Annotated in this window: 30 protein-coding genes; 10 read left to right on the forward strand and 20 right to left on the reverse strand. The window is 63.7% G+C overall.

Annotated features, from left to right (window positions below; translation table 11 throughout):
• Positions 1 to 131 precede the first annotated feature (131 nt).
• Together AWB74_RS35780 and AWB74_RS35785 are read right to left on the reverse strand one after the other, a co-directional pair.
• Positions 132 to 761 carry a LysE family translocator gene (locus AWB74_RS35780; RefSeq protein ID WP_061151348.1) on the reverse strand — a complete coding sequence of 210 codons (630 nt, stop codon included), beginning with the start codon at positions 759 to 761 and terminating at the stop codon, positions 132 to 134.
• A 79-nt stretch (positions 762 to 840) separates the two neighbouring features.
• Positions 841 to 1,713: an NAD(P)-dependent oxidoreductase gene (locus AWB74_RS35785; RefSeq protein WP_061151349.1), complete on the reverse strand. Its 873-nt coding sequence runs from the start codon at positions 1,711 to 1,713 to the stop codon at positions 841 to 843.
• Positions 1,714 to 1,824: 111 nt separating this feature from the next.
• Here AWB74_RS35785 and AWB74_RS35790 point away from each other — a divergent pair, with 111 nt between their 5' ends.
• Positions 1,825 to 2,619, forward strand: coding sequence for a Mut7-C RNAse domain-containing protein (locus tag AWB74_RS35790; RefSeq protein WP_061151350.1), 795 nt, complete (start codon positions 1,825 to 1,827; stop codon positions 2,617 to 2,619).
• Positions 2,616 to 2,885, forward strand: a complete 270-nt coding sequence (locus tag AWB74_RS35795; RefSeq protein WP_061151351.1) for a hypothetical protein — start codon at positions 2,616 to 2,618, stop codon at positions 2,883 to 2,885. The genes AWB74_RS35790 and AWB74_RS35795 overlap by 4 nt, the downstream gene beginning before the upstream one ends.
• A 9-nt stretch (positions 2,886 to 2,894) precedes the next feature.
• Here AWB74_RS35795 and AWB74_RS35800 read toward each other — a convergent pair whose 3' ends face one another.
• From AWB74_RS35800 to AWB74_RS35830, 7 genes are all read right to left on the reverse strand, one after another.
• Positions 2,895 to 3,161, reverse strand: a complete 267-nt coding sequence (locus AWB74_RS35800; protein WP_061151352.1) for a Txe/YoeB family addiction module toxin — start codon at positions 3,159 to 3,161, stop codon at positions 2,895 to 2,897.
• Positions 3,158 to 3,487 carry a hypothetical protein gene (locus tag AWB74_RS35805; RefSeq protein ID WP_143749379.1) on the reverse strand — a complete coding sequence of 110 codons (330 nt, stop codon included), beginning with the start codon at positions 3,485 to 3,487 and terminating at the stop codon, positions 3,158 to 3,160. Before AWB74_RS35805 ends, AWB74_RS35800 begins: the two co-directional genes overlap by 4 nt.
• Positions 3,488 to 3,640: 153 nt before the next feature.
• Positions 3,641 to 3,952 carry a cupin domain-containing protein gene (locus AWB74_RS35810; protein WP_061151354.1) on the reverse strand — a complete coding sequence of 104 codons (312 nt, stop codon included), beginning with the start codon at positions 3,950 to 3,952 and terminating at the stop codon, positions 3,641 to 3,643.
• 11 nt (positions 3,953 to 3,963) lie between these two features.
• Positions 3,964 to 5,253, reverse strand: a complete 1,290-nt coding sequence (locus AWB74_RS35815) for an MFS transporter (RefSeq protein ID WP_061151355.1) — start codon at positions 5,251 to 5,253, stop codon at positions 3,964 to 3,966.
• Between the two features lie 219 nt (positions 5,254 to 5,472).
• Positions 5,473 to 5,790, reverse strand: coding sequence for a high-potential iron-sulfur protein (locus AWB74_RS35820; RefSeq protein WP_061151356.1), 318 nt, complete (start codon positions 5,788 to 5,790; stop codon positions 5,473 to 5,475).
• 133 nt (positions 5,791 to 5,923) lie between these two features.
• The gene (locus AWB74_RS35825; RefSeq protein WP_061151357.1) at positions 5,924 to 7,024 is read right to left on the reverse strand and encodes an NAD(P)/FAD-dependent oxidoreductase; all 1,101 of its coding nucleotides are present in this window, start codon (positions 7,022 to 7,024) and stop codon (positions 5,924 to 5,926) included.
• Between the two features lie 186 nt (positions 7,025 to 7,210).
• Positions 7,211 to 8,188 (reverse strand): AAA family ATPase, encoded by a 978-nt coding sequence (locus AWB74_RS35830; protein WP_061151358.1) that lies wholly within the window; start codon positions 8,186 to 8,188, stop codon positions 7,211 to 7,213.
• Between the two features lie 312 nt (positions 8,189 to 8,500).
• Here AWB74_RS35830 and AWB74_RS35835 point away from each other — a divergent pair, with 312 nt between their 5' ends.
• Together AWB74_RS35835 and AWB74_RS35840 are read left to right on the forward strand one after the other, a co-directional pair.
• Complete coding sequence (locus AWB74_RS35835) at positions 8,501 to 9,019, forward strand: hypothetical protein (RefSeq protein WP_061151359.1); 519 nt, start codon at positions 8,501 to 8,503, stop codon at positions 9,017 to 9,019.
• Positions 9,020 to 9,068: 49 nt separating this feature from the next.
• The gene (locus tag AWB74_RS35840) at positions 9,069 to 9,875 is read left to right on the forward strand and encodes an endonuclease/exonuclease/phosphatase family protein (protein WP_061151360.1); all 807 of its coding nucleotides are present in this window, start codon (positions 9,069 to 9,071) and stop codon (positions 9,873 to 9,875) included.
• A 6-nt stretch (positions 9,876 to 9,881) separates the two neighbouring features.
• Here the strand turns inward: AWB74_RS35840 and AWB74_RS35845 are convergent, their stop codons facing one another.
• Positions 9,882 to 10,283 carry a response regulator gene (locus tag AWB74_RS35845; protein WP_061151361.1) on the reverse strand — a complete coding sequence of 134 codons (402 nt, stop codon included), beginning with the start codon at positions 10,281 to 10,283 and terminating at the stop codon, positions 9,882 to 9,884.
• 191 nt (positions 10,284 to 10,474) lie between these two features.
• On the opposite strand from AWB74_RS35845, the gene AWB74_RS35850 reads away from it, so the two are divergent.
• Positions 10,475 to 11,071, forward strand: coding sequence for an alpha-ketoglutarate-dependent dioxygenase AlkB family protein (locus tag AWB74_RS35850; RefSeq protein WP_061151362.1), 597 nt, complete (start codon positions 10,475 to 10,477; stop codon positions 11,069 to 11,071).
• A gap of 6 nt (positions 11,072 to 11,077) precedes the next feature.
• Here the strand turns inward: AWB74_RS35850 and AWB74_RS35855 are convergent, their stop codons facing one another.
• The 4 genes from AWB74_RS35855 to arsC form a co-directional block, all read right to left on the reverse strand.
• Positions 11,078 to 11,476 (reverse strand): RidA family protein, encoded by a 399-nt coding sequence (locus tag AWB74_RS35855; protein ID WP_061151363.1) that lies wholly within the window; start codon positions 11,474 to 11,476, stop codon positions 11,078 to 11,080.
• 90 nt (positions 11,477 to 11,566) lie between these two features.
• Positions 11,567 to 12,739, reverse strand: coding sequence for a GGDEF domain-containing protein (locus tag AWB74_RS35860; RefSeq protein WP_061151364.1), 1,173 nt, complete (start codon positions 12,737 to 12,739; stop codon positions 11,567 to 11,569).
• A 207-nt stretch (positions 12,740 to 12,946) separates the two neighbouring features.
• Complete coding sequence (locus AWB74_RS35865) at positions 12,947 to 13,249, reverse strand: hypothetical protein (protein WP_061151365.1); 303 nt, start codon at positions 13,247 to 13,249, stop codon at positions 12,947 to 12,949.
• A gap of 127 nt (positions 13,250 to 13,376) precedes the next feature.
• Complete coding sequence (arsC, locus tag AWB74_RS35870) at positions 13,377 to 13,799, reverse strand: arsenate reductase (glutaredoxin) (protein WP_061151366.1); 423 nt, start codon at positions 13,797 to 13,799, stop codon at positions 13,377 to 13,379.
• 472 nt (positions 13,800 to 14,271) lie between these two features.
• On the opposite strand from arsC, the gene AWB74_RS45905 reads away from it, so the two are divergent.
• The 3 genes from AWB74_RS45905 to AWB74_RS35885 all read left to right on the forward strand — a co-directional run bounded on the left by AWB74_RS45905 (position 14,272) and on the right by AWB74_RS35885 (position 15,769).
• Entirely contained in the window at positions 14,272 to 14,574 is a 303-nt protein-coding gene (locus tag AWB74_RS45905) for a hypothetical protein (RefSeq protein WP_143749380.1), read from the forward strand.
• A gap of 105 nt (positions 14,575 to 14,679) precedes the next feature.
• Entirely contained in the window at positions 14,680 to 14,946 is a 267-nt protein-coding gene (locus AWB74_RS35880) for a cupin domain-containing protein (protein WP_061151381.1), read from the forward strand.
• Positions 14,947 to 14,953: 7 nt separating this feature from the next.
• Positions 14,954 to 15,769 (forward strand): DUF72 domain-containing protein, encoded by an 816-nt coding sequence (locus tag AWB74_RS35885; protein WP_061151368.1) that lies wholly within the window; start codon positions 14,954 to 14,956, stop codon positions 15,767 to 15,769.
• A gap of 3 nt (positions 15,770 to 15,772) precedes the next feature.
• Here AWB74_RS35885 and gudD read toward each other — a convergent pair whose 3' ends face one another.
• From gudD to AWB74_RS35905, 4 genes are all read right to left on the reverse strand, one after another.
• Entirely contained in the window at positions 15,773 to 17,122 is a 1,350-nt protein-coding gene (gene gudD, locus AWB74_RS35890) for a glucarate dehydratase (protein ID WP_061151369.1), read from the reverse strand.
• Between the two features lie 32 nt (positions 17,123 to 17,154).
• Positions 17,155 to 18,498, reverse strand: coding sequence for an MFS transporter (locus tag AWB74_RS35895; RefSeq protein WP_061151370.1), 1,344 nt, complete (start codon positions 18,496 to 18,498; stop codon positions 17,155 to 17,157).
• Positions 18,499 to 18,759: 261 nt separating this feature from the next.
• The gene (locus tag AWB74_RS35900) at positions 18,760 to 20,109 is read right to left on the reverse strand and encodes an MFS transporter (RefSeq protein ID WP_061151371.1); all 1,350 of its coding nucleotides are present in this window, start codon (positions 20,107 to 20,109) and stop codon (positions 18,760 to 18,762) included.
• 73 nt (positions 20,110 to 20,182) lie between these two features.
• Complete coding sequence (locus AWB74_RS35905) at positions 20,183 to 21,118, reverse strand: 2-hydroxyacid dehydrogenase (protein WP_061151372.1); 936 nt, start codon at positions 21,116 to 21,118, stop codon at positions 20,183 to 20,185.
• Between the two features lie 101 nt (positions 21,119 to 21,219).
• Between AWB74_RS35905 and AWB74_RS35910 the strand changes: the two genes are divergently transcribed.
• Entirely contained in the window at positions 21,220 to 22,137 is a 918-nt protein-coding gene (locus tag AWB74_RS35910) for a LysR family transcriptional regulator (RefSeq protein WP_061151373.1), read from the forward strand.
• A 31-nt stretch (positions 22,138 to 22,168) separates the two neighbouring features.
• Here AWB74_RS35910 and AWB74_RS35915 read toward each other — a convergent pair whose 3' ends face one another.
• A complete protein-coding gene (locus AWB74_RS35915) occupies positions 22,169 to 23,077 on the reverse strand; it encodes a 2-hydroxy-3-oxopropionate reductase (protein ID WP_268811232.1) in 909 nt (302 codons plus the stop codon).
• A gap of 35 nt (positions 23,078 to 23,112) precedes the next feature.
• Positions 23,113 to 23,898 (reverse strand): 2-dehydro-3-deoxyglucarate aldolase, encoded by a 786-nt coding sequence (garL, locus tag AWB74_RS35920; RefSeq protein WP_061151374.1) that lies wholly within the window; start codon positions 23,896 to 23,898, stop codon positions 23,113 to 23,115.
• A 347-nt stretch (positions 23,899 to 24,245) separates the two neighbouring features.
• Here garL and AWB74_RS35925 point away from each other — a divergent pair, with 347 nt between their 5' ends.
• Positions 24,246 to 24,944: a FadR/GntR family transcriptional regulator gene (locus tag AWB74_RS35925; protein ID WP_061151375.1), complete on the forward strand. Its 699-nt coding sequence runs from the start codon at positions 24,246 to 24,248 to the stop codon at positions 24,942 to 24,944.
• Positions 24,945 to 25,162 lie beyond the last annotated feature (218 nt).

Consider the following 25,162-nt stretch of genomic DNA (forward strand, 5'->3'; position numbering starts at 1 on the left):
TTGATTTCGCGGCGAACCGGGACGAGCGCTACTATCCGCCCGCCGGTTGCGCCTGTATGTTCGAAAGCGAATGAAGCACTGCAAACGAAGCAAGTCACGCGCCCGTTCATGCAGACGTTTCGGCGTGCGCTTCAGTGCCGCACGAGCGCCATCATCGCGCCGAAGCCGACGAACACGCCGCCCGTCAGCCGGTTGAACGCCTGCGCGACGCTCGCGCTCTTCAGCTTGTCGCCGATGCGCGCGCCCAGTCCCGCATACACCGCGTACCAGCTCACTTCGATGACCGCGAACGTCGACACGAGCACCGCGAACTGCGGCAACACCGGACGGCTTGCGTCGATGAACTGCGGCAGCAGCGCCGCCGCGAAGAGAATCGCCTTCGGATTGCTGCTTGCGACGAGAAAGCCATTGCGAAAGAGCGTCGCGCGTTTCACCGATGGCGTGCCCGCGCTTTCATCGCGGACATCGATCGCGCTTGCTTTCGCGCGCCAGCTTTTCACGCCGAGCCAGACGAGATACGCCGCGCCGGCCAGACGCAACGTGTCGAAGAGACGCGGCCACGCTTCGAGAAACACGCTGAGCCCCGCCGCCGATACCGACAGCATGATGACGAGCGCCGTGAGACAACCGGCCATCGTGGCCGTCGAGCGCCTGAGGCCGTGCCGCGCCCCGTGCGTCATCACGAGCAGCATGTTGGGACCGGGGATCGCTGATACGACGAATACGGTGGCGACGAACAGCCACCAGAGATGCAGGCTCATTGCGGCGTGGCGAGGAAGTTGAACGGATTCGCATTATGCCGTCCGCCCGCCTTCGCCACGACATCGATTTGATTCGAAATCAGCGCCCCGCGCGACGCGCCGCCACTTGTCCGAGCACGGCGAAGTCCTTGTCGCCGTCGCCGTGAGCGATGGCGTCGACGAGGTTGTCGCGCACGACGCTCGCCACGGGCAGCGGCACGTTCACGGCATCGCCGGCGGCGATCGCGAGGCGCACGTCCTTCAGCCCGAGCCGCGCCCTGAAGAGTGCGGGTTCGTAGCGGCGCTCGGCGATCATCTTGCCGTAGCCCTGATACACCGGCCCCGGAAACAGCGAATTCGTGATGACGTCGAGAAACGTCTGCGCCTCGATGCCGTGGCCGCTCACGAGCGCCGCCGCTTCGCCGAAGCTTTCGATCGCCGACGCCAACATGAAATTCGCCGCGAGCTTGAGCACGTTCGCGTGCTGCGGCTCGCTGCCGACGCGCCAGGTTTTCTGGCCGAGCGCATCGAGAACGGGCTGCACCCGGTCGATCGCATCGCTCGCGCCGGCCGCGAGAATGTTGAGCTTGCCGGCCGCCGCGACGTCCGGCCGCCCGAGCACCGGCGCGGCGACATACGCGACGCCGTGTTGCGCGTGCAGTTCGGCGAGTTCGACGGCGAGCGCCGCGGAAATCGTCGCCATGTTGACGTGCACGAGGCCCTTCGGCGCGTGCTTGACGAGGCCGCCATCGACGAGCACCGAGCGCAGCGCGTGGTCGTCGGCGAGCATGGAGAACGCGGCGTCGCCGGCGAACGCCTGCTCGGGCGTATCGACCACCGACGCGCCCTGATCCGCGAGCGCGCGCGTCTTGTCGCGTGAGCGGTTCCAGACGCGCACCGTGTGCCCCGCCTTGAGCGCGTTGCTCGCCATCGCGCCGCCCATTTCGCCCAAACCGATAAATCCGATATCCATGCTTGTGTGCTCCTTTGCCTTGTCTGCCGCCGCGCGGGCCTTGGTCCCTGGAGAACCAGTAGAGCACATCGAAGTGAAGCGCGCAGGAACGCGCAATGCGATACTGGCTGGATGGTCAAGGCGCAGTTTCACTTCCATCGTGAACTGAACGATTTCCTCGCTCGATCGCAGCGCGGGCACACGTTCGCGTGCGCGTACGCCAAGTCGTCATCGACGAAACACATGATCGAGGCGCTCGGCGTGCCGCACACGGAAGTCGGATTGATCGTGCGCAACGGCCTGCCGACCGGCTTCGACACGCTGATCGAAGCCAACGATCTCATCGAGATTTATCCGACGCGCCACGCGCCCGAAGGCATGGCGAACGGCGCGCTGCTGCTGCGGCCGCCGCTGCCCGCGACCGATCTGCGTTTCATCGCCGATGCGCATCTCGGCGGGCTCGCGCAACTGCTGCGGCTCGCGGGCTTCGATACGCGTTACGACAACAATTTCCCCGACGATGAAATCGAACAGCTCGCGCACGACGAAGCGCGCATCGTGCTCACGCGCGATCGCGAGTTGCTGAAGCGCCGCACCGTGCTGCGCGGCTGCTACGTGCGCACGCTGCAGCCCGACGAGCAGTTTCGCGAAGTGTCGGCGCGCTTCGATCTCGCGCCGCATGTGCGCGCATTTCGCCTTTGCCTGATGTGCAACGCGCCCTTGCGTCGTGCCGGACCTGGCGATATCGACGGCCGCGTGCCCGACGGTGTGCGCGAGCGGCATACGCGCTTTGTCACCTGCGACGTGTGTCGTCGCGTGTTCTGGGAAGGCTCGCACTGGCGGCGCATGCGCGCACGCATCGACGCGCTGGCGGTTCCGTACAATACGGGCCTTTCTACTCAATCGTCGCCCGGGAGCATCGCGTGAACAAATTCCAGCTGGAACAGAACAAGGCCTTCAAACTCGCCAACGATTTGAAGCAAGGCGGACGAGGACGCGCGGGCGCGGCGGACGCGCAGAAGGTCGATCGGCGCGAGCAGCGCAAGCTCGATCAGGCGAAAGGACTCGTGCCGTTTGCCTGCAAGCTCGATGAAAAGCTGGTGAAGCAGTTGAAAGAGCGCGCCGAAGCGCATGAAGGCGGGATGACGGACGTGCTGACGGAGTTGCTGGTGAAGGCGGGGCTGGAGGGGTAAGTCGCGTCGCTATTTGTCGCCGTAGTGGCCGCGGCAGTGGAAGACGACAAGAAGCTCATCCGTGACGTCGTACACCAGGCGATTCTTCTCGTCTATGCGGCGCGACCACGCCTTCTCGTGCTTGAGCCGCTCGGGCTTGCCCGTTCCCTTGAACGGGCTGCGGCAGCACTCGTTAATCAGGCCCGTCAGTTTCTCGAAGATTTTCGCATCCGAACCGCGCCAGAAATGATAGTCGCGCCAACTCGGCATTAAAAACTTCACGCCGCGCGCCATCATCCGACCTGTTTCGTTCGCCTGGCAAACAGGCTGCGGAGCATATCGACGGGCGAGATTCTTTGCGCTCGCGTTCCGCTTTCGATTTTCCGCTTGCGCGGCACTCGCTCCGACATCTCGCCGTGCGACGCTTCTTCATCTTCGAGATCTTCCGGCGTAAGGAACCTGATTCCCTGTGCCTTCATCTGTTCGAGCGCCTCATCGACATGCCGCCGGCATAGTTCGTTTTCGACCAGTTCGAGCCGGTCAACATACAGCGCCAGCCTTTCCCTCGACACCACGACGAGCTCCTCCGAATCCAGCAGCGGCATCGCGCCCCACTCGCTCAACCGCCCCGCCTCCCGCGCTTCGTGATAGTCACGTTCGATTAATTCAACCATCCTAACCATTTCCTACCCTCGCTCACGTACAACGATGCGCAGATTATCACCGCCAACGCCCGCGCTGCGCCACCTGTCCGAACGGATTAGGAACAAACGCCATCAAACGCTTCCTTCCTTTTCGATCACCAGAATCCGCGCCTCGCCGACCGGTTCCGCGAAATGCTCATCGCCGGCCTGTGCGTGGAAGATATCGCCCCCGCGCAGCGTCAGCGTGCGCTCGCCTTCCGCATCGCGCACGTGCATGCGCACTTCGCCCTGCATGACGGCGAATACTTCCTCGCCATCGTTCACGTGCCATTTGTACGGCTCGTTCGTCCAGTGCAGACGGCACGATGTGCCGTTCATCACGCAGATATCGAGCGCGCCCCACGCGCGTTCGGCCGTGAACTTGCCGCTTTCGATCACTTTCATTTGATTGCCGCCTAACGGATGAAATCGCGCGCTTCGTCGACGTCCGCGTGACGCGTCGCCGGAATGCACGACACCGCGATCAGCGAGAGCGCGAGCCCGCCCATCACGTAGAAGGTGGGCGCAAGTTGCGATTCCGTGACGCGAATCAGCCACGTCACGATGAACTGCCCGAAGCCGCCGAAGATCATCACCGCGATGTTGTACGCAAGCGAAAGCCCCGTCGAGCGCACGTGCGCCGGAAAAAGCTCGGCGATCAGCGCGCCGAACGGCCCATAGTAGCCCGAGAGCGCGATCGACAGCAGTGCCTGCACGATGATGAGCCGCATCACGCTCGGCTCCGCGGCGAGCCACGCGAACAGCGGATAGATGATGACGAACGTGATCGCGAGCGACCACATCGAAAGGCCCTTGCGCCCGATGCGATCCGACCACGCGCCCGCGACCGGCGAGAGCACCGTCAACAGCAGATTGCCGACGATCAGCGCCGTGAACGACTGCCCGAATGGCAACTTCAGTTGCTTGACGGCGAACGTCGGCAGATAGGCGATCAGCACGTACACGGTCACCGTCAACGCGATCACCGAGCCGAGCCCGCACAGCACTTCGCGGCTATGCGTGCCGAACACTTCGCCGAGCGTCGCGCGGCGCGCGGTCTTTTTCGCGTGCAGGAACGCTTCGGTATCGGCCATGTTGCGGCGGATATACAGCCCGATAGGCCCGATGATGAGACCGAGAATGAACGGCACGCGCCAGCCCCACGATTCGAGCGCTTCGGGCGAAAGGCCGCGCGAGATCGCCGAACCGACGATCGCGCCGAGCAGCAGCGACGCCGCCTGGCTCGCCATCTGGAAGCTGCCGTAGAAGCCGCGTTTCGAGAACGGCGCCGCTTCGATCAGGAGCGCGGTCGAGCTGCCGAACTCGCCGCCCGCCGAGAAGCCCTGCAGAAGCCGCGCGAACACGATGACGAGCGGCGCGCCGATGCCGATCGCGGAATACGGCGGCGCTATCGCGAGCAGGAGAATGCCGAGCGTCATCAGCCCGATGACGAGTGTCAGCGCGGCCTTGCGCCCCGCGCGATCCGCATAGAGACCGAGCACGATGCCGCCGACCGGCCGCATCACGAATGCGACGCCGAAAGTCGCCGTCGTCAGAAGAATCGATGAGTAGTCGCTGTCGCTCGGAAAGAACAGGCGCGCGATGACCACCGTCATGAAGCCGAACACCGTGAAGTCGTACCACTCAAGCGCGTTGCCGATGACCGCCGCCGTCACGGCGCGCGGGTTCAATGGTCTTCCGGGCATGCGTTCCCCTAGTCATTGGGTTCGTGCTGGGCCAGCGCCCTCATGCGTGCGGGCCCGCTCGTCTCGTCGTCCGCGCTTTATAAAGATGCACATGTGCGGCTCTTTTTTGCCTTGGCGAGTGTAAAGACGGATTTTCTCCTGAGCAAGCTAATTACAAACGAAGAAAAGCGCGCCGGGCCTTTCGGCCGGGCGCGCTTCCGGACTCATGCCGGTTCTGCGTTATGCCTTCTTCACGTAGGCGCTGCACCAGCCCTTCGATGCGACCTGCTTGCCGGCGAACATCGGGCACGGCGCGTAGGGGTCGCTTGCCTTGCCCTGATAGAACTGACAGTTGCCGCAATCCTGGCCGGCCGCGTACTTCGCGTACTTGGCCTTGTCGACCTTGCTCGCGTCTTCCTTGTAGCCGAGCGCCTGTGCGGTGGGATCGCTTTCGGGAACTTTGGGCGCGTCGGCGGCGAGCGCGGCGCGCGACCCGAGCGCGAACGTCGAGGCGACGCCCACGCTGGTAATGAGGAACGTGCGACGTGATGTCTTCATGGTGACTCACTCCATGTTGTATTAGGGGATATGCGCCGTTCTTGGCGACGGCGATGTCCGAGCATATCAACCTGGAAGCGAGTCGACGACGTCAAATGTTAGAGATAAGGGACGAGTGAAAGTCGCATGTAAGTCAGCGCGTCATGTCGGCGACGCGCTCGGCGATCGCAAGCGATGCCGTCAGTCCCGGCGACTCGATGCCGAACAGATTCACGAGCCCCGGCACGCCGTGCGCCGACTTGCCCTGAATCATGAAATCCGCCGCCGCCTGCCCCGGACCCGAGAGCTTCGGCCGGATGCCGGCATAAGCGGGCTGCAATGCGTCGTCGGGCAGGCCGGGCCAGTACGCGCGAATCGCGGCGTAGAACGAATCGGCGCGGCGCGGATCGACGTCGTAGTTGAGCGCGGGCACCCATTCGACGTCGGGGCCGAACTTCGCCTGCCCGCCGAGATCGATCGTCAGATGCACGCCGAGGCCCGCTTCGTTGGGCATCGGATAAATAAGCCGCTCGAATGGCGCGCGACCGCTCACGCTGAAGTAATTGCCTTTCGCGAAGTAGAGCGGCGGCACGTGGCGGTCGTCGAGACCGCGAATGTTGCGCGCGATTTCGTTCGCATGCAGCCCTGCGCTGTTGATCAGATACGACGCCCGAAAGCGCGTCGGCGACTCGCCGCCCGTCTCGACGATGAAACAGCCCTCGCGCGCGTCGATGGACGCGACCGGCGTATGGAACACGATGTTCGCGCCGTGCTTCTCGGCTTCGCCCTGCAGCGCGAGCATGTACTGATGACTATCGACGATGCCCGTCAGCGGCGAATACACCGCTTCGACGCATTGCAGTTGCGGCTCCATTTCCGCCGCCTGCGCGCCGGTAAGACGCACGAGTCCCTTCACACGATTCTCGGTGCCCTTCTGCTCCAGCGCAGCGAGTTGCGGCACCTGATTGCGCGCCGTCGCGACGAGCAGCTTGCCGCATTGCCGGTGCGGCACGCCATGCGCCTGACAGAATTCGTAGAGCATGTCGCGCCCGCGCACGCACAGTTCCGCCTTCAGCGATCCGCGCGGGTAGTAGATGCCCGCGTGGATCACCTCGCTGTTGCGCGAGCTCGTGCCGATGCCGATGCCCTCGCCCGACTCCAGCACGATGACTTCGCGTCCGCGCATCGCCAGCGCGCGGGCGATCGCCAGTCCGACGGCGCCCGCTCCGATTACCACACACTCGATCCGGTCCATGTCTTTTCCCGCCGCAGAATTCTTCCCAATTATTTTACGTTCGGGACTGTTGCGCGATACACAACAAACACACGCAGATTGCATCGTTTTCCGGTGCAATTCAGAAAAAGGCAAGAATCTGGCCGCCAGATGTCAAAAATGACAGGTTTTGATGGCTTTTTTGGCAATTTCGCAAAACAGGACTTTTTAGAATCCGATCGCCTTCTTGCGCGAATTCCGGTCGAGCTGGATATCGCGCGCCTCGACATGATGCCGTCCATCGATGCGCGCGTTGCCGAACGCGTTCAGCATGGCGCGCCGCATGCCGCGCGGCGACGCCCGCGTGAACGCGTCGAGCGGACCGTCGCCGAGCGTTTCCGGAAAGCCCGCGCCCCATGCGTGCGCGTTGCGGATTTCGGCGTAGATCGTCTGCGCGATGCGCCGCGCGCCCTCGCGGTCCGGCGCCGGAATCTCGTAGACGTTCATGCGGTTCACAAGCGGCTCGGGAATCGCGCGCGCGTCGTTGGCCGTGGCGATCCACACGACATTGCCCGCGTTGATCGGCACCTCGGCGAATTCGTCGATGAACGTCTGCGCCGTATCGTGCTCCAGCAGCGCGTAGAGCGCGCCGAGCGGATCGTATTGCGCGTCGCCGGTCGCCTTGTCGATTTCATCGACGGTAATGACGGGGTTCGCGTAGCTGCCGTTCACGAGCGCGTCGAAGACCTTGCCGGGCTTCGCATTGCGCCATTGCGACGACGCCCCCGACAGGATCCAGCCCGCCGTCAGCGAACTCATCGCGACGTAATGACAGGACGTGCCGAGCAGCCGCGCGAGCTGCTTCGCGAAGTGCGTCTTGCCGATGCCGGGCTCGCCGAGCAGCAGCATCGGCATGAGTTCGAGGCGATCGTCGGTTTCCAGGCACAGCGCGATCTGTTTGCGGATATCGTCGAGCGGCTCTTCGAAATTCGGCAGCGTGGCCGCGAGATCGTCGATGGACGGCATGCGGTTCGGCTTCACGCAAAAGCGCAGATTGCCCGCCTTGAGCATTTTTTCGTAAGTGGCGCGCAAGGCGTCGCTCGCGCCTTCGGGCAGATCGTTGAGCGCGGTTTCCACGTCATCGAGACTGTAGACCTTGCTGAACGACGCCACCGAGAGTTCCTGTCTGACCACGGCTGTCGTCATGTCACACCCCGTCATTTTCTTGTGTCGACAAGTCCAGTGTATCGACGCCAAAAGCCCATGCAAGCGAGCAGTCGAACGCGTGTGCTGCTAACCACAATGCGCCGTTTCATCGATAAAGCCGCGAGCGACGCGCCCTAGTATCATCGTCGGGATCGACGCGGCCGGGCGGGTTCGAAACATGCTGTTTCTTCTGGCGTGCTGAACCCGACGCGCGCCGCCGTGTCACACGAAATTCGCCGGGAACACCGATCCCGCGGCCGCTCGCCATCGCGCGCCGCCATCCGAACAGTCCGCGCGCAGGAGTCGCTCTCAATGCATAAAACGATACGAACCGCTTTTCTGAACGCCGCGCTCATGACGGCAGCCTGTTTCGCAGCCGGCGCGCAGGCGCAAATCGCGCCGCCGCAACCGGTGACTTGGGAGTTGCAGGTCGTGCGCGACGGACAACAGATCGATTCGTTTTCCGGTACGACCAACGTTGGCCAGGCGCGCACCGATACGCACCACAACAAGGTGAAGAATCGCGTCGGCTGCGCGGATCAGCCCGCGGGCGACATCGATCTGCAACGCACGCTAACGATCTCGCCGACACACGCGAACGCCGACGACATCACGCTCGCCATCGATGCGCAGGAAACCTTGCAGGAAGACAGCACGCGCGTGTCGCCTTCCGGCTGCAAGCTGCCGCCCGTGCCGCGTCAGGTGAGCGCGTCGCATCCGGGCATGGTGCTCAAACCGGGCGAATGGGCGCAATGGCAGATCATCGAAAGCAATCCGTCGCTTGCGTACCGGGTGCGCGCGAGCCTCGGTTCGGCCACGGCGGCGCAATGAACATCGCGGTGACATAGACTCAAAGTCCGCCGCTCGACACGAACAACGCATGCGAAACCCAGAACATCTTCCGCCAGGCCCGTCCTCCCGCTCGGCCACGCCGGATTTCACGGCCGTCAGCTGGAACCTGCACAAGGGCCGCTCGCCGCTCGGTTTGCGCGCCTGGAACGCGATGCAGCGATGGGTCCAGACCACCAACGCGGACGTCTATTTCCTCCAGGAAGCGATGGCGCGGCGCATGCCTCAGCCCGTCCTCGCAAGCGGCTTCGGCAATCCGCTCAACGCGCCGCTCGACGACGTCTGGCATTGTCAGGCAACCGAAATCGCCACTGCGCTCGAATTGCAGATCGCGCTCGGGCCGAACGTGTTCAAACCGTCGTGGCGGCACGGCAACGCTATTCTGTCGCCGCATCCGCTGGACCTTTCCGGGCGCTGGGACATCTCGGCGCATCGCTTCGAAAAGCGCGGCCTATTGGTTGCGCGCGCCACGTTCTCCGGCCAGGCGATCACGCTGTTGTGCGCGCATCTGGCGCTGACTCGTCAGGCGCGGCTGCGTCAGATGAACTGGATCGCGCACTGGATCGCGAAGGAAGCGCCCGACGGCCCGCTCGTGCTCGCGGGCGACTTCAACGACTGGCGCAACGATTCCGTGCCGCTCTTCGGCGAGCTCGGCATGCACGAAGTTGCGACGATGCTCGGCGAATCCGGCCGCACGTTTCCGGCGTTCTCGCCCGCGCTCGCGCTCGACAAAATGTTCGTGCGCGGCCTGAGGCCCGTCGAATGGCTCGTGCCGACGCAGGACACCGCATGGCTGTCCGATCATTTGCCGTATATGGCGCGGCTGCGCGTCGAATAGCAGCGCTTACGCTCGCGGTCCCGCGATCAGCGCTTCCAGATCCGCGATGGTGACGGGTTTCGTCAGGTGATGGTCGAAGCCCGCGTCGAGCGCGCTCTGCCGGTCGGCGTCGCTGCCCCAGCCGGTCAATGCGAGCAGCAGCGCGTGTTTCGTCGCGTCGCGCTTTCTCAGCTCGCGCGCGACATCGAAGCCGCTCATGCCCGGCAAGCCGATATCGAGCACGATCACATCGGGTTTGAAATCATCGATCGATGCGAGCGCGCGCGGCCCGTCGTACTCCGTGCGCACTTCGTGGCCGAGCGCTTCCAGCAGCATCGACATGGCAAGCGCCGCATCGACGCTGTCGTCGACGAGCAGGATACGGCGGCCTTGCGCCGCGCCGCCGCTTGCTTCGGCGGTGGTGTTCATGTGATTCCCCGGGGAGTCGTCGCCCGTGCAGGAGCAGGACGAAGCCATGTTCCGACCCTTGCACGACTTTATTGAGATGATTCAGGAAATGTAGCACAGCGTCCGGACGTGCAAGAAAATGAAGCAGCAATCACGCCGCGCAAAGGCTCTGCTATCGTGAATGCTTCATTTGCCGTTCGTGCATCACCGCTATGTTCGATCTCTTCGACGACATTCCCAAGCCTGACATCGTGTGGCATCCCGACTGGATCGGCGCCGACGAAGCCTCCGATCTGATGGGCGCGCTCATCGAAGAAGTGAGCTGGCAGCAGGACACGATGACGACGCCCGGCGGCCGCGTGCCGCTGCCGCGCCTGACCGCGTGGCAAGGCGAGCCGGATGCGGTGTACGTGTATTCCGGCATCCGCAACGTGCCGCAGCCCTGGACGCCCGCCGTCGCCGCTTTACGCGAGCGCGCGCAGGCCGCGTGTGACGCGCGTTTCAACAGCGTGTTGCTGAACCGCTATCGCAGCGGCCTCGACAGCATGGGCTGGCACGCCGACAAGGAACGCGAGCTCGGGCCGGAACCGGTGATCGCATCGGTGAGCCTCGGCACGACGCGCACGTTCGAGTTCCGCCATGCGCGCACGCACGCGACGCACTCCCTCGCGCTCACGCACGGCAGCCTGCTCGTGATGCGCGGGCGCACGCAGCAGGAATGGGTGCATCGCGTGCCGAAGGAGCCGGGCATGAACGGCGAGCGCATCAATCTCACGTTCCGCTGGATCGATGCGTCGAAACGCAAATAGACGCGCTCAAGGCCGCTTTGCGACGAAATCGATCTCCACGAGCGCATCGCGCGCGAGCCCGGTCACGCCGATGCACGTGCGCGCCGGCAGCGGCTTCGGCAGAAAGTACGATCGATACACCGCGTTCATCGCTTCGTAGTCGCGCTTGAATTCGGTCAGGAAAATCCGCACGCTCACCACGTTGTCGAGCGTGAGGCCGACGCCGCCCAGCACGAGATTCAGGTTGTCCATCACGCGACGCGTCTGCGCCGCGACGCCTTCGGGCAGCGGCGCGTTGTCGTCGTCCGGATCGGTGGGCATCTGGCCGGTCAGGAACACCCAGCCGTCGGCTTCGGCCGCGTGCGAGAAAGGACCGACGGGCGTCGGCGCGGCATCGACCATCGTGAATTTGGGCAGTTGGCTCACTTCGTCTCCTCTTTGTGTTTGTCGAGAGCGGCATCGGCACGTTAGCGCACCAAAATTGCCTGCGTCGATGAACAAGCCGGAAGACGAACCTCAGGCGAGCGCATCGGCGGCGGGCGCCTTCACGCGATTGCGGCCCGCGATCTTCGCGGCATAGAGCAGGCCGTCCGCGCGCGCCATCAGCGAGGCGAGCGGCTCGCGTCCGTCCCACGCCGCGATGCCCGCGCTGAACGTGTAATGCAGCACGCCACCGGGCACGCCGCACGGCGTCGCTTCGACGGTCTCGCGCAGACGCTCGACGAGCGCGGTGACATCGTCGATGCGCGCCGCCGTGCAGAACAGACAAAACTCCTCGCCGCCGATGCGCCCGAACGCGTCGTGATCGCGGATGCGCGCCTGCACGATCGACGCGAAATGGCGCAGCACTTCATCGCCCGCCGCGTGGCCGTAGCGGTCGTTCACGGTCTTGAAATGATCGACGTCGACGACCGCGACGTACTCGCGCGTGCCTGTCTGCGTCGCGCGTGCGAGACGCCCGGCGGCGGCCGCGAGCAGCGCCTTCCGTGACAGCGCGCCGGTGAGATCGTCGAAACGCGCGAGCCGTTCGAGCCGCTGCGCGAGCCGGTCGTGCGCCATCATCACGAGCCCGATGCACAGCGACGGCAGCACGAGAATGCCGAGCGCGAGAAACGTGATCTGCATCGGCCCGGGCTGCAAGAGCGCGGCCTGCGCCGGCGGCTTGACGACGTAGATCGCGCCGCGGATCGTATGCCCGAGCGCGCCGAGCGCAGCGGCGCCCGCAACGAACAGATAGTTGTAGCGCGGCCGCTCCTTCGGGCGCTCGATCAGCACGCGCCCGGCGATCGCGAGACAGCACGCGGCATGAAACGCCGAGACGATCACCACGCGCACGTGCGCGTCGGGCGCGACGTACGTGAAATACGCGATGCCCGCCATCACGCCGAGCCACATGATCCAGCCCGTCCAACACTGCGCGGGACGCATGGGCACGTCGAAGAATTCGTTGCAGCCTTCGTAGATCAGCAGGATCGTCGCGGCAAGCAGTTGATTCGCTACGACGACGCCGAGCCACGCGGGCGTGATGCTCTGCACGGAAAAGAGCACGAGCGAAACGATGGCGAGCACGTTCGCCCACAGCCAGCGCGGCACGCCCGCGATCGCGTGCGAGAGCAGCGAAATCAGCACCAGTATCGAGAGAATGCTCGATAGCGCAGTGACGACGAGAATGCTGACTGGACTGAACATCGCTGAAAGTGAAGGGGTGCCGCTCGCGTGGCGAAGGAAGCACGACTATCCGGCATCGCCAGCGTGTTTACGGCACGAACGGCCGCACCTTGAACGGCGCCATGTGCGTCACGCGGTCGCATCGCGGCGCACGAAATCGCAAAAAGAAACGCGACGCAGCCTCCCGGCTCGCCGCGTTCGACAGCAATGCGCAGTCCAGACGAATCGTTACCAGCCGCGACGGTCGCGCCAGCGGTCCTCACGCCGCATTTCATGGCGCCACTGACGCTCGCGCCACTCGTGGCGGCGCCATTCGCGCTCGCGCCAGCGCTCATGGCGATCTTCATAGCCGCTATACCTGCCGTAACCGCCGTAGCCGCCATAACCGTAATAGCCGACCGGCGCGGGCTGCGCATACACCGGCACGCCGACGCCCACGGCTACATCGACGTGCGCATTCGCCGATGCCGATATCGCGAGCGCCGCGATTCCCGCAATCCCGACAGCCAAACCCAGCAGTTTCTTTTTCATGCCGCTTCCTCCCTGCACACGAGTGCTTCGTGAGTCAGATGCAGTCTAGAAAGCGATGCCGGATACAGGTGCAACGGGTCTGCCAGAAAGGTAACGTCAGGTAACGGTCAGGTTCAGCGCATGTGCGTCAGCGCACACGCTTGCCCTTTTCGTCGATGACGACTTCGCCGTCTTCCTTCGTGAACGGGCCTTTCTGCGCTTCGGGCAGGATGTCGAGCACGAGCTCCGACGGGCGGCACAGCCGCGCGCCCTTCGGCGCATCGACGAACGGGCGGTTGATAAGGATCGGATGCGCGAGCATCGCGTCGATGAGCTGATCATCGCTGAGACCCGGATCGTCGAGGCCGAGCTCGGCATACGGCGTACCTTTTTCGCGCAGCGCGTCGCGCACCGAAAGGCCCGCGCGCGCGATCAGCGCGATGAGCGATTCGCGGCTCGGCGGATGCGTCAGATACTCGATCACGGTCGGCTCGATGCCCGCGTTGCGAATCAGCGCGAGCGTGTTGCGCGAGGTTCCGCACTTCGGGTTGTGGTAGATGGTGACGGTCATGGTCGCGATGTCCTTGCGTTCTTGAACAGAAAATGTACGCCTCGCATTCTAGAACCGATGCGGCACTGACGTGTTCGCCAGCCTCGCGCCACGCGTGCGTCCCGAAGCGATGCGCACGTTCAATTGTCCTGTCCATTCGCGCGTCTGCGGCCTATAACGAAGTGTGCAGCGCGGCATGCGTCTTCTGCGGACTCGCGGGTCCGAAACGGTTCTTCCGCCGGCAAGCGCACCGGCGCTCCGTCTGCATCGCATCGGCGAGATGCCGTGCGTGAATCGCATACGAACAAGTTCGGGATACCGGCAGCGTCACACATCGCCCAAGCCGGGAACCGGCGCCGATGTCCGTCCGACCGGCAAGCCACGCATGGCGAACGAAGGGCACGTGGCACGTTCCGTGCGGAATCACGATCCGAATCAGCGAACAGCGTTACGCGGTGTGCACGCGAGCGCGCCTTCCGATCAAGGAGTCAACATGAAATCACGTATCGCAATGGCGGCGCTCGCCGCCTCGTTACTCGTCGCCGCTGGCGTCGCCTCGGCTCAGCAGACTTACTATCGCACCGCGCAGGTGCCCGGACAGGCCACCGCCGACACCTGGACCGATCCGAGCGCGCCTCAGCAGAGCGCCATGCAGGGACAGCCGGGCGACATGTCCTATGGCGGCGCACCGATGACGCATGGCCAAGCTGGCATGACGACGATGGGCAGCATGGACGGCGCGTCGTCCAAGCCGTGCGTCCGTGGGCCGCAATGCAATATCTTCTTCGGCAACTGAGCGCGGGAAACCGAACTTTTGTAGCTGCGTTAGCATCAGGTGCACGACACGGCGCGTCTGCTCGAAACGAGCTGCGCGCCTTCCCTTTTTCACGGAACCGCCGACATGCACCGCGACGAATTTCTCGCACTTCTTTCCCGCGAAGGTTTTCACGAAGTCGTCACGGTCACCCGCGAGCCGCACGGTTCGCTCGATGTCCACGCGCATCCGTTCGAAGCCAAAGCGCTGATCCTTGAAGGCGACGTGACGATCCGCATCGGCGCGGACGCCAGCACGTATCGCTCGGGCGAGCTCTTTCATCTCGCGACGAACATCGAGCATTCGGAGCAGTACGGGCCGCAAGGCGTCAGCTATCTGGTCGGCCGGAAGTAACGACACGATGGCGACCTCGAAAAACAAGACCGCGCGGATTCGCGTCGGCATCGGCGGATGGACGTTCGAGCCGTGGCGCGGCACGTTCTATCCGGAAGGCCTCGCGCAGAAGCGTGAGCTCGAATACGCGAGCCGCGCGCTCACCAGCATCGAAGTGAACGGGACGTTCTACGGCTCGCAAAAGCCGGAGACGTTCATGAAATGGCGCGACGAGGCGCCCGACGATTTCGTGTTCTCGCTCAAGGCGCCTCGCTACGCGACGAACCGCCGTGTGCTTGCGGACGCGGGCGATACGATCGAGCGATTTTTCGGCAGCGGCGTGCTCGAACTGAAGGACAAGCTCGGCCCGATCAACTGGCAATTCGCGGCGACCAAGAAGTTCGATCCCGAGGACTTCGAGCGCTTTCTCGAACTGCTGCCCGCGAAAGTCGAAGGGCGCGCGATTCGTCATGCGATCGAAGTGCGGCACGAGAGTTTCTGCGATCCGGCGTTCGTCGCGCTGGCGCGGAAATATCGCGTTGCGGTGGTGATCGCGGGCGATTCGAAGTATCCGCAGATCGCGGATGTGACCGCGCCGTTCGTCTACGCGCGCATCATGGGGACGACGGACAAAGAGGCAAAGGGCTACGCGAAGGCGGCGCTCGATCGCTGGACCGAGCGCGCAAAGACATGGGCCGCGGGCGGCTCGCCCGACGACTTGCAGACGTTCGGCAAGGCGGCTGCAAAGGCCGCATCGCGCGATGTCTTTCTCTATGTCATCAGCGGATTCAAGGAGCGCAATCCCGCGGCGGGGATGGCGCTCATCGAGCGGTTGAAAGCGTAAAACTCAACGCACCAGACACGGCTTCTTGTTGTCGAACTTCCAGTTCGGGATCAGGTATTGCATCGCGACGCCGTCATCGCGCGCGCCGAGGCCGTGCTTCTGATACAACTCGTGCGCCTTCGCGACTTCGTCCATATCCAGCTCGACGCCGAGCCCCGGCACTTCCGGCACCTTCACCTTGCCGCCGACGATCTGCAACGGATCGCGCGTCAAACGCTGGCCGTCCTGCCAGATCCAGTGCGTGTCGATCGCGGTGATCTTGCCCGGCGCGGCAGCGGCGACGTGCGTGAACATCGCGAGCGATACATCGAAGTGATTGTTCGAATGCGAGCCCCACGTCAGGCCCCAGTCATTGCACATCTGCGCGACGCGCACCGAGCCCTGCATCGTCCAGAAATGCGGATCGGCGAGCGGGATATCGACCGATTGCAGTTGGATCGCGTGGCCCATCTGACGCCAGTCGGTCGCGATCATGTTCGTCGCGGTCGGCAGGCCCGTCGCGCGGCGGAACTCGGCCATCACTTCGCGGCCCGAATAGCCGTTTTCCGCGCCGCACGGATCTTCCGCGTAGGCAAGCACGTCGTGCTTGTCGCGGCACAGTCGAATCGCTTCCGCGAGCGACCACGCGCCGTTCGGATCGAGCGTCACGCGCGCTTCCGGGAAACGCTCGGCGAGCGCAGTGGCCGCTTCCATTTCGGCATCGCCTGAGAGCACGCCGCCTTTCAGCTTGAAGTCGTTGAAGCCGTAACGCGCCTGCGCCGCTTCCGCGAGACGCACGACCGCTTCCGGCGTCAGCGCGACTTCGGTACGCACGCGCTCCCAGTCGTCCTTGCCTTCCGCCCCGGACGCATACGGCAGATCCGTCTTGTTGCGATCGCCGACATAGAACAGATAGCCGAGCATTTCGACTTCGTCGCGTTGCTGGCCTTCGCCGAGCAGCGCCGCGACCGGCACGCCGAGATGCTGACCGAGCAGATCGAGCAGCGCGGCTTCGAGCGCGGTGACGGCGTGGATCGTCGTGCGCAGGTCGAAAGTTTGCAGACCGCGGCCGCCCGCGTCGCGATCGGCGAATGCGGTGCGCACGCGGTTCAGGATCGCCTGCATGTTGCCGATCGATTGTCCGACGACATACGCGCGCGCATCGTCGATGGTCTTGCGGATATTCTCGCCGCCCGGCACTTCGCCGACGCCCGTGTTACCGGCGCTGTCCTTCAGGATCACGATGTTGCGCGTGAAGAACGGACCGTGCGCGCCCGACAGGTTCATGAGCATGCTGTCGCGGCCGGCGACCGGCACGACGCGCAATTCGGTGACTTTCGGAGTGGCGTTCGGTTTGACTGCGTTCGTGGACATGAGCGTGATCCTTGACAGAGATGTTGTGCGTATTAATGCGCGCTTTGATGAGCGTGAGCGGCGTCGCCAGTCGGCGTGCGATCCGAGCGGCGAGTGCGCGTGAAGAAGACCGCGACGGCCGCGATCAGCGATGCGACGCCGAGCCCGTACAAGCCGCCCGATACCGAGCCCGTATGTTGTTGAAGATAGCCGAAAGTGGCGGGCGCGAAGAAGCCGCCGAGATTGCCGACCGAATTGATGAGCGCGATCACGCCGGCCGCGACGCGCGCATCGAGATAGCCTTGCGGAATCGGCCAGAACAGCGACGACGCCGCTTTGAAGCCGATCGCGGAGAAACAGATCGCGACGAACGAGAGCACCGCGTCGCCGGTCGTCGAAGCGAAGAGACCGCATGCCGCGATCACCAGCGCGACGGCGACCCACGCCTGCTGGAAGCGCCAGCGCGCGGACAAGAGCGCGAAGCAGTACATCGCGACGATCGCGATCATCCACGGAATCGTGTTGTAGAGGCCGACCTGGAAATCGGTGAGGCCGCCCATCTTGCGGATGATCGTCGGCAGCCAGAAAGTGGCCGCGTAGATCGTCAGCTGAATCGAGAAGTACATGAAGCAGAACAGCACGATCTGCGGATCTTTCAGCAGCTTGATCGCCGGCAGATGACGGCCGCCCGACGCGGCTTCGCGTTCCGCCTGTTCCGACGCGATCGCGCTTTGCAGCGCGAATTGCTCATCGGCGGACAGCCAGTGCGCGTCGCTGATGCGCGATTTCAGCAGCATCCAGCTCACGCCGCACAGGAACACGGAGAATGCGCCTTCGATCAGGAACATCCACTGCCAGCCGTGCAGGCCGAGACCGCGGATCGACAGCAAAGCGCCCGTGATCGGACCGGAAAGAATCGATGCGAACGCCGAGCCGCCGAGAAAAATCGCGATCGCCTTGCCGCGCTCTTTCTGCGGCAGCCATTGCGTGAAGTAATAGACGACGCCCGGAAAGAAGCCCGCTTCCGCGATGCCGAGCAGAAAGCGCAGCACGTAGAACGAGGTTTCGTTCTGCACGAAGGCCATCATCGCCGCGACGATGCCCCACGTCCCCATGATGCGCGTGAGCCAAGCGCGCGCGCCGTACTTCTGCATCAACACGTTGGACGGCACTTCGAACAGCGCATAGCCGATGAAGAACAGGCCGCTGCCCAGACCGTACGCCGCGGCGCCGATGCCGAGATCGGTCTGCAAATGCGAACTCACGAAACCGACGTTCACGCGGTCGATGTAGTTCGCGATGAACATGATGAGAAACAAGGGCAGCACGTGGCGCTTGACCTTGGAGCTGGCCGATTCGAGCAGATCGACGGCTGGCCTGGCGGAAGCTGTGTTCAAGGGATGTCTCCTGAGCGTACGATGTGGTACGTTGTCTGATGACATTGTATTGCGATGTGCGGTGCAGGCCAATCACGTGTTTACCCTTCGTCGCTTAAAGGCTTATCCGGTGGCGCTTGTGCCCGAATTAAAGCGGCTTATACACGGGCCGCACTGGTTTCAAGCTAAGACGTCAGATGACTAGAACTAACCTGCTCGCCGCGCGCCCAAAACGTCAAAGCCGGCTCGCGCCGGCTTCGTTCGTCCCGCCCGCCTCGGAAATCAGGTTTTCAACTGAACGCGCCGGAACGGTCCCGCGAGCAGCCCGTACGCGAGCATCGCCGCGATGCCGTGCGCGCCGACGAACCACAGCGCGCGATCGAACGAACCGGTACTTGCGACCACGAACCCGATGACCAACGGCGTCACGATGCCCGCCGTATTGCCGATGCCGTTGAACACACCGCCCGACAAGCCTGTCATCTCACGCGGCGCGACGTCCGAAAGCACGGCCCAGCCGATCGCCGCGAGCCCCTTGCCGAAGAACGCGAGCGACATGATCACGACGATCGCCGTATTGGTCGACGCGAGCGGCGCGGCCATGATCGCGGTCGCGAGCAGCATGCCGATCATGAACGGCGTCTTGCGCGCCAGCGACACCGACACGCCGCGCCGGATCAGAAAGTCCGACAGCAAGCCGCCGAGAATCCCGCCCGAGAATCCGCAGATCGCGGGCAGCGCGGCGACGAGGCCCACCGTCATCACGTTCATGCCGCGTTCCTTGATCAGATAGATCGGGAACCAGGTGATGAAAAAGTACGTGAGCGCCGTGATGCAGTACTGGCCGATGTAGATCGCCCACAGCATGCGGCTCGTGAAGAGCGTCGAAAGCTCGCGGCGCGTGAAGCGGCGGCGAGTCGTCGCGACGCTCGTGTCGAGACTGACGAGCGCGCCGTTACCCGCGATGTAGTCGTACTCCGCGCGGCTCATGCGCTTGTGCGACTTCGGATCGTCCATCACGGCGAACCACACGACCGCGACGATCAACCCCAAGCCGCCCATGAAAAAGAACACGTGATGCCAGCCGAGCGCATGCGTGAGCCACGCCATCAGCGGCGTGAAGAGCACGACCGCCAGATACTGCGCCGAGTTGAAGAGCGCGCTCGCGGTGCCGCGCTCGTTGGTCGGAAACCAGGTCGCGACGACACGCGCATTCGCCGGAAACGCCGGCGATTCGACCAGTCCGAGCATGAAACGCATCACGAAGAGCGCGGCCGTCGCGGAAGCGGCCGTCGAGAAAAGCGACACCGTGCCCTGGCTGAGCGTGAAAATCGACCACAACGCGATGCTCGCGCCATACACGCGTTTCGCGCCGTAGCGGTCGAGCAGCCAGCCGCCGGGAATCTGGCCGATCGCGTAAGCCCAGCCGAACGCGGAAAACACGATGCCGAGCGCGGACGCCGACAAGCCGAGGTCCTTCGAAACGAACGTGCCCGCGATGGACAGCGTCGCGCGGTCCGCGTAGTTCAGCACCGTCACGAAGAAAATCAGCGCGAGGATCGCGTAGCGAAAATGTCCGACTTTAACGAGGCTGGCGCTCGCTGCGGACGTGGCGATATCGAGGTTCTTCAAGAAGTGTCTCCTCCCGGATCTCGTCGGGATGGTTGTGATGGCGGGCGATGCCGCGCGTCAGGACGTCAGGGCATCAGGGCGTCACGCTGGTTTCGGGCCGCTCGCCCGCGAAGCTTGATGCGAGGCTCGCGAGCACGATGTCGCCCATCGCGATGCGCGTCTGAACGGTCGCGCTCGCGCGATGCGGCTGCAGCACGACGTTCTTCAGCGCGAACAACTCGGTGGGCACGTTCGGCTCGTCGACGAACACGTCGAGGCCCGCGCCCGCGATGCGCTTCTCTTCGAGCGCGCGCACGAGATCCGCTTCGTTCACGAGCTTGCCGCGTGCGACGTTGATGAGGTAACCATCGGGACCGATCGCATCGAGCACGGCGGCATCGACGATGCCTTCCGCGCTGTCCGCCGACGCCGCGAGAATCAGCGCATCGGAATCGCGCGCGAGCTCGCGCAGGTCCGCGATGAAGCGATAGCGCACCTCCGGCATTTCGCGCAGATCGGTGTAGGCGACGGGACAGCCGAACGCCGCCGCGCGCGACGCGATGGCGCGCCCCACGCGCCCCAATCCGACGATGCCCACCTTCATGCCGCTGAACTTGCGCGCGAGCGGCAGGCCGCTTTTGCCCCACTGGCCGTCGCGCACGTAGGCATCGCCGACGCACAGGCCGCGGCACGCGGAAATCAGCAGTCCGATGGCGAGATCGGCGACGTCGTCGGTGAGCACACCGGGCGTCGTCGATACGTGGATGCCGCGCGCACGGGCGTGCTCCAGATCAACCGCATCGGTTCCGATACCGTTGATCGCGACGATCTTCAGCGCGGGCAGCGCGTCCATCAATTCATTGCCGATTCCGGTCGCGCCGCCCGTCACCACGCCGCCGATATTGCCCGCGACTTCGCGCAGGAATCCGGCCTTGTCGGCGTGCTCGTACCAGCGATGCACGGTGTAGCGGACGCTCAGTTCGCGGTCGAGCGACGGGAGTACGGGATTGATCAGTAGCACATCGAACATTCGGATTCCCTGAAGGTGTCGGCTTATCTCGGAAATCAGTATATTCACGCGATCGATTGAGGTCTAAGCTATATTCCGCATCGATCAATACCTAAATTGACATGATCATCGAGCTGAATCATCTGCGCTGCTTCGTGGCCGTGGCGGAGGAATTGCACTTCGGGCGCGCGGCCGCGCGGCTCTTCATGACGCAGCCGCCGCTGTCGCGGCAGATTCAGTTGCTCGAACAGGCGCTCGACGCCGTGCTGTTCGAGCGCAACAGCCGCAGCGTGAAGCTGACTGCCGCAGGCCGCGCCTATTACGAGGACGCCGTGCGCATCCTGCGGCTTTCGGCGCAGGCCGCGGATTCAGCGCGGCGCGTCGCACGTGGCGACGCCGGGCAGGTCGCCATGGGCTTTACCGCCGTGTCGGGCTATCACCTCGTTCCGGGCTTCATCGCGGCCGCGCGCGACGCCTTGCCGGGCATCAGGATCGTGCTGAAGGAAATGGTTTCGCTGCAACAGATGAAGGCGCTGGAGTCGCGCGAGATCGATCTCGGCATCATGCGCGCGCAGTTTTTCATGCACGGCATCGAGTTTCAGCGCATCGCGCGCGAGCCGCTGCAACTCGCGATTCCATCGGCGCATCCACTCGCGAAGCGCCGTGCCATCGCCGCAAAGGATCTCGATGGCGAACCCTTCGTCATGTATTCCCACGACGGCGGCAAGTACTTTCACGACCGCATCGCCGGGCTGTTCGCGGCGAGCGGCGTGCAGGCGGATTACGCGCAGTTCATCGACCAGACGCACACGATCGTGGCGCTGGTGCGCGCGGGCATCGGCGTGGCGATCGTGCCGGCGTCGGCGCGGGAATTGTGTTTCGGGGAAGTCGTGTACCGGCCGCTATGGACGCATGACGCGCATGCGGATATCGATCTCGCGTGGAGCGAGGAGCAGACGAATCCGGCGGTGAAAAACGTGCGGCGCTTCGCGATCGAGCATTTCGCGCGGATAGCGAAGCGCGCGCCGGAGACGAGTTGATGCGGCGCAGCCGGCATTGCGCCGGCTGTGCTTACTTCTTGTCCTGCCCGATCTCGTGATTGGCCATGATTTCGAGCGCGCGCACCATGCCCGAATGATCCCACGCCTTGCCGCCATTCGCGGCGCACGAATTGAACAACTGCATGCAGGTCGCGGTGTTCGGCAGCGCGACGCCGAGCGCTTGCGCCGTTGCGAGCGCCAGATTCAAATCCTTCTGATGCAGCTCGATGCGAAAGCCCGGATTGAACGTGCGCTTGGTCATGCGCTCGCCGTGCACTTCGAGAATGCGCGACGACGCGAAGCCGCCCATCAGCGCGGTGCGGACCTTTTCGGCATCGACGCCGGCCTTCGATGCGAGCAGCAGCGCCTCGCCGACCGCTTCGATCGTCGCCGCGACGATCACCTGATTCGCGACCTTGCACACCTGTCCCGCGCCGACTTCGCCGATCAGCGAGATGTTCTTGCCCATCATGTCGAAGAGCGGCTTGACCTTGTCGAACGTGGCCTGCGCGCCGCCGACCATGATCGTGAGCGATGCGGCCTTCGCGCCGACTTCGCCGCCGGAAACCGGGGCATCGAGATAATCGGCGCCCTTCTCGCGCACCTTCGCCGCGAATTCACGCGTGGCGATCGGCGAAATCGAGCTCATGTCGACGACGATCTGCCCGCTCTTCAGCTTGCTCGCGACGCCGTTCTCGCCGAACAGCACGCGCTCCACGTCCGGTGTGTCCGGCACCATGATGAAGATCACGTCGGCTTTTTCGGCGACCGCGGCGGGCGAATCGCAGGCCGTAGCGCCCGCGCCCGTCAGCTCGGCGTTGACGCCGCTGCGCGTGAACGCCGCGAGCTGGACGCCGTTCTTGAGAAGATTGGCCGCCATGGGATTGCCCATGATGCCCAGTCCGATGAAACCTGCCTTTTGCATGTATCGCTCCTTGATGTCGGTTTTCGATGTCAGCCCGGTAAGCGTGGCGCTCACGCCGGGATGAAATGTTTCTTCACGGCCTGTGCGGCGTTTCTGAGCATGCCGAGATCGGCGCACACGGCGACCATCGTGCAGCCGAGCGCGAGATAGCGCTCCGCGTCGTCCTGCACGGGCGCGAGAATGCCGCTCGGCTTGCCCGCCGCGTGCGCGCGCTCGAACACATGAGCGATGGCCGCCTGCACGTCCGGATGATTCGCGTTGCCGAGATGACCGTACCCGGCGGCGAGATCGGACGGGCCGACGAACAGCGCATCGACGCCTTCCACCGCGATGATCTCGTCAATCGCTTCGACCGCCGCGCGGCTTTCGATCTGCACCGCGACGCTGATATTGTCGTTCGCCACCTTGAAGTAGTCCGCCACGGTGCCGTAGCGGTTCCCGCGATGGCCGACCGATACGCCGCGAATGCCCTGAGGAGGATAACGCGTCGCGGCGACTGCGCGCTTGGCGTCGGCGGCGCTGTCGACGAACGGAATCAGAAAATTGACGAAACCGCCGTCGAGCAGCTTCTTGATCGCGATGGGATCGTTCGCCTGCGGGCGCACGACAGGCGCGCTCGGGCTGTCTTTCAACGCCATCAGTTGTGGGATGAGCGTGAGCGCGTCGTTGGGCGCGTGCTCGGCGTCGAGCAGCATCCAGTCGAAGCCGACGACGCCGACGAGTTCGGTGACGATCGGACTTGCCAGCGACATCCAGCAGCCGATCAGCCTTTTGCGCTCGCGCAGCGACGTTCGGAAAGTATTGGGCAACGGTTGATACGGTGAAGATGACGGCATGAAGCCTCCCTGTGACGACGGCGATCTGAATGGAAAGCGGTACGTCCGAGAGCGGCTATGTCATCAGACGTCTTAACACAGAGTACTTTGAATTCGGGCTTATACGACAGGAGAGTAAACCCTGCTTTCCTTGAATTTCAGATACTTCGCGGCAGTTTCATCATCTTTAACTTATACGATGTCTTATTTCTTTGTTCAATTGTACCGCTGGAATGGCCGAATTGACGAAAATTCCGGGCAGCTGGATGATGTGTTGTCGGACATCTGCAATCGCTTGTCATGAAGACTGCGATTGAAGGCGTGACAAAGACGTCCGATGACAGAACCACAAGCAGAAGAGAACCGATATGGCCAGCCTCACCGATAAAGTCGTTGCGTCCTTGTTCGGGGATATCGAAGGCGGCGTCCTCCGTCCCGGCGACAAAATTCCGACCGAAGTCGCGCTGATGAAGCAACTGTCGGTGAGCCGCTCAGTCGTGCGAGAGGCAGTCTCGCGCTTGCAGGCGGCCAACGTCGTCGAGACGCGGCATGGCGTCGGCACGTTCATCCGGGCGCCGGAGGATCGCGAAGCGGTGCGCCTTCAGGATGCCGATCTGTCGAGCCTGCTCGACATCATGGCGATCATCGAGTTTCGCATCGATCTGGAAGGTGCGGCGGCCGCGCTCGCCGCGGGACGTCGCACGGACGCGCATCTCAAGCAGATCGCTGCTGCGCTCGAGCGCTTCGAGGAACAACTGTCGAACGGCAGCACGGATGTCCTGCAGCATGACATCGAGTTCCATTTGCAGATCGCGCGGGCGAGCGGCAATCGCTATTTCTACGATGTGCTGAGCCAGATGGGACGCGGTGTCAGTCCACGAACACGTCTGGGCAAGGCGGAGATCGCGGAACTGGATCAGATAGAACGGCTGCGCAACGTGTTCAGCGAACACAAGGCGATCTATCAGGCGATCGTGCGCCAGGATCCCGATGACGCGCGAGCCGCGATGCGCATGCATCTGAGCAACAGCCGCGAGCGGTTGAGGCAGGTGCATGGCGCTGCCTGAGGCTTGAGCAGGGCGTCCACGTTGCTTAAGTAAACAAAAGGATTCGTATGTATACGTGGTAGTAGTTAACAAGCACGGCGCAAATCGGTGGATAACAGGTGTTCGGCGTTATACGTCAGAGGTTTACCGATCGAACAAGTCCGGTATGGCGCGTCCGGTTTCGGATCGAAGCTGGGACAACTTTCGCTGCGCGGCGCAAGTCGTCGAGTTGTTCAGAA

The organism is Caballeronia arvi (assembly GCF_001544695.2).
GTDB lineage: Bacteria > Pseudomonadota > Gammaproteobacteria > Burkholderiales > Burkholderiaceae > Caballeronia > Caballeronia arvi.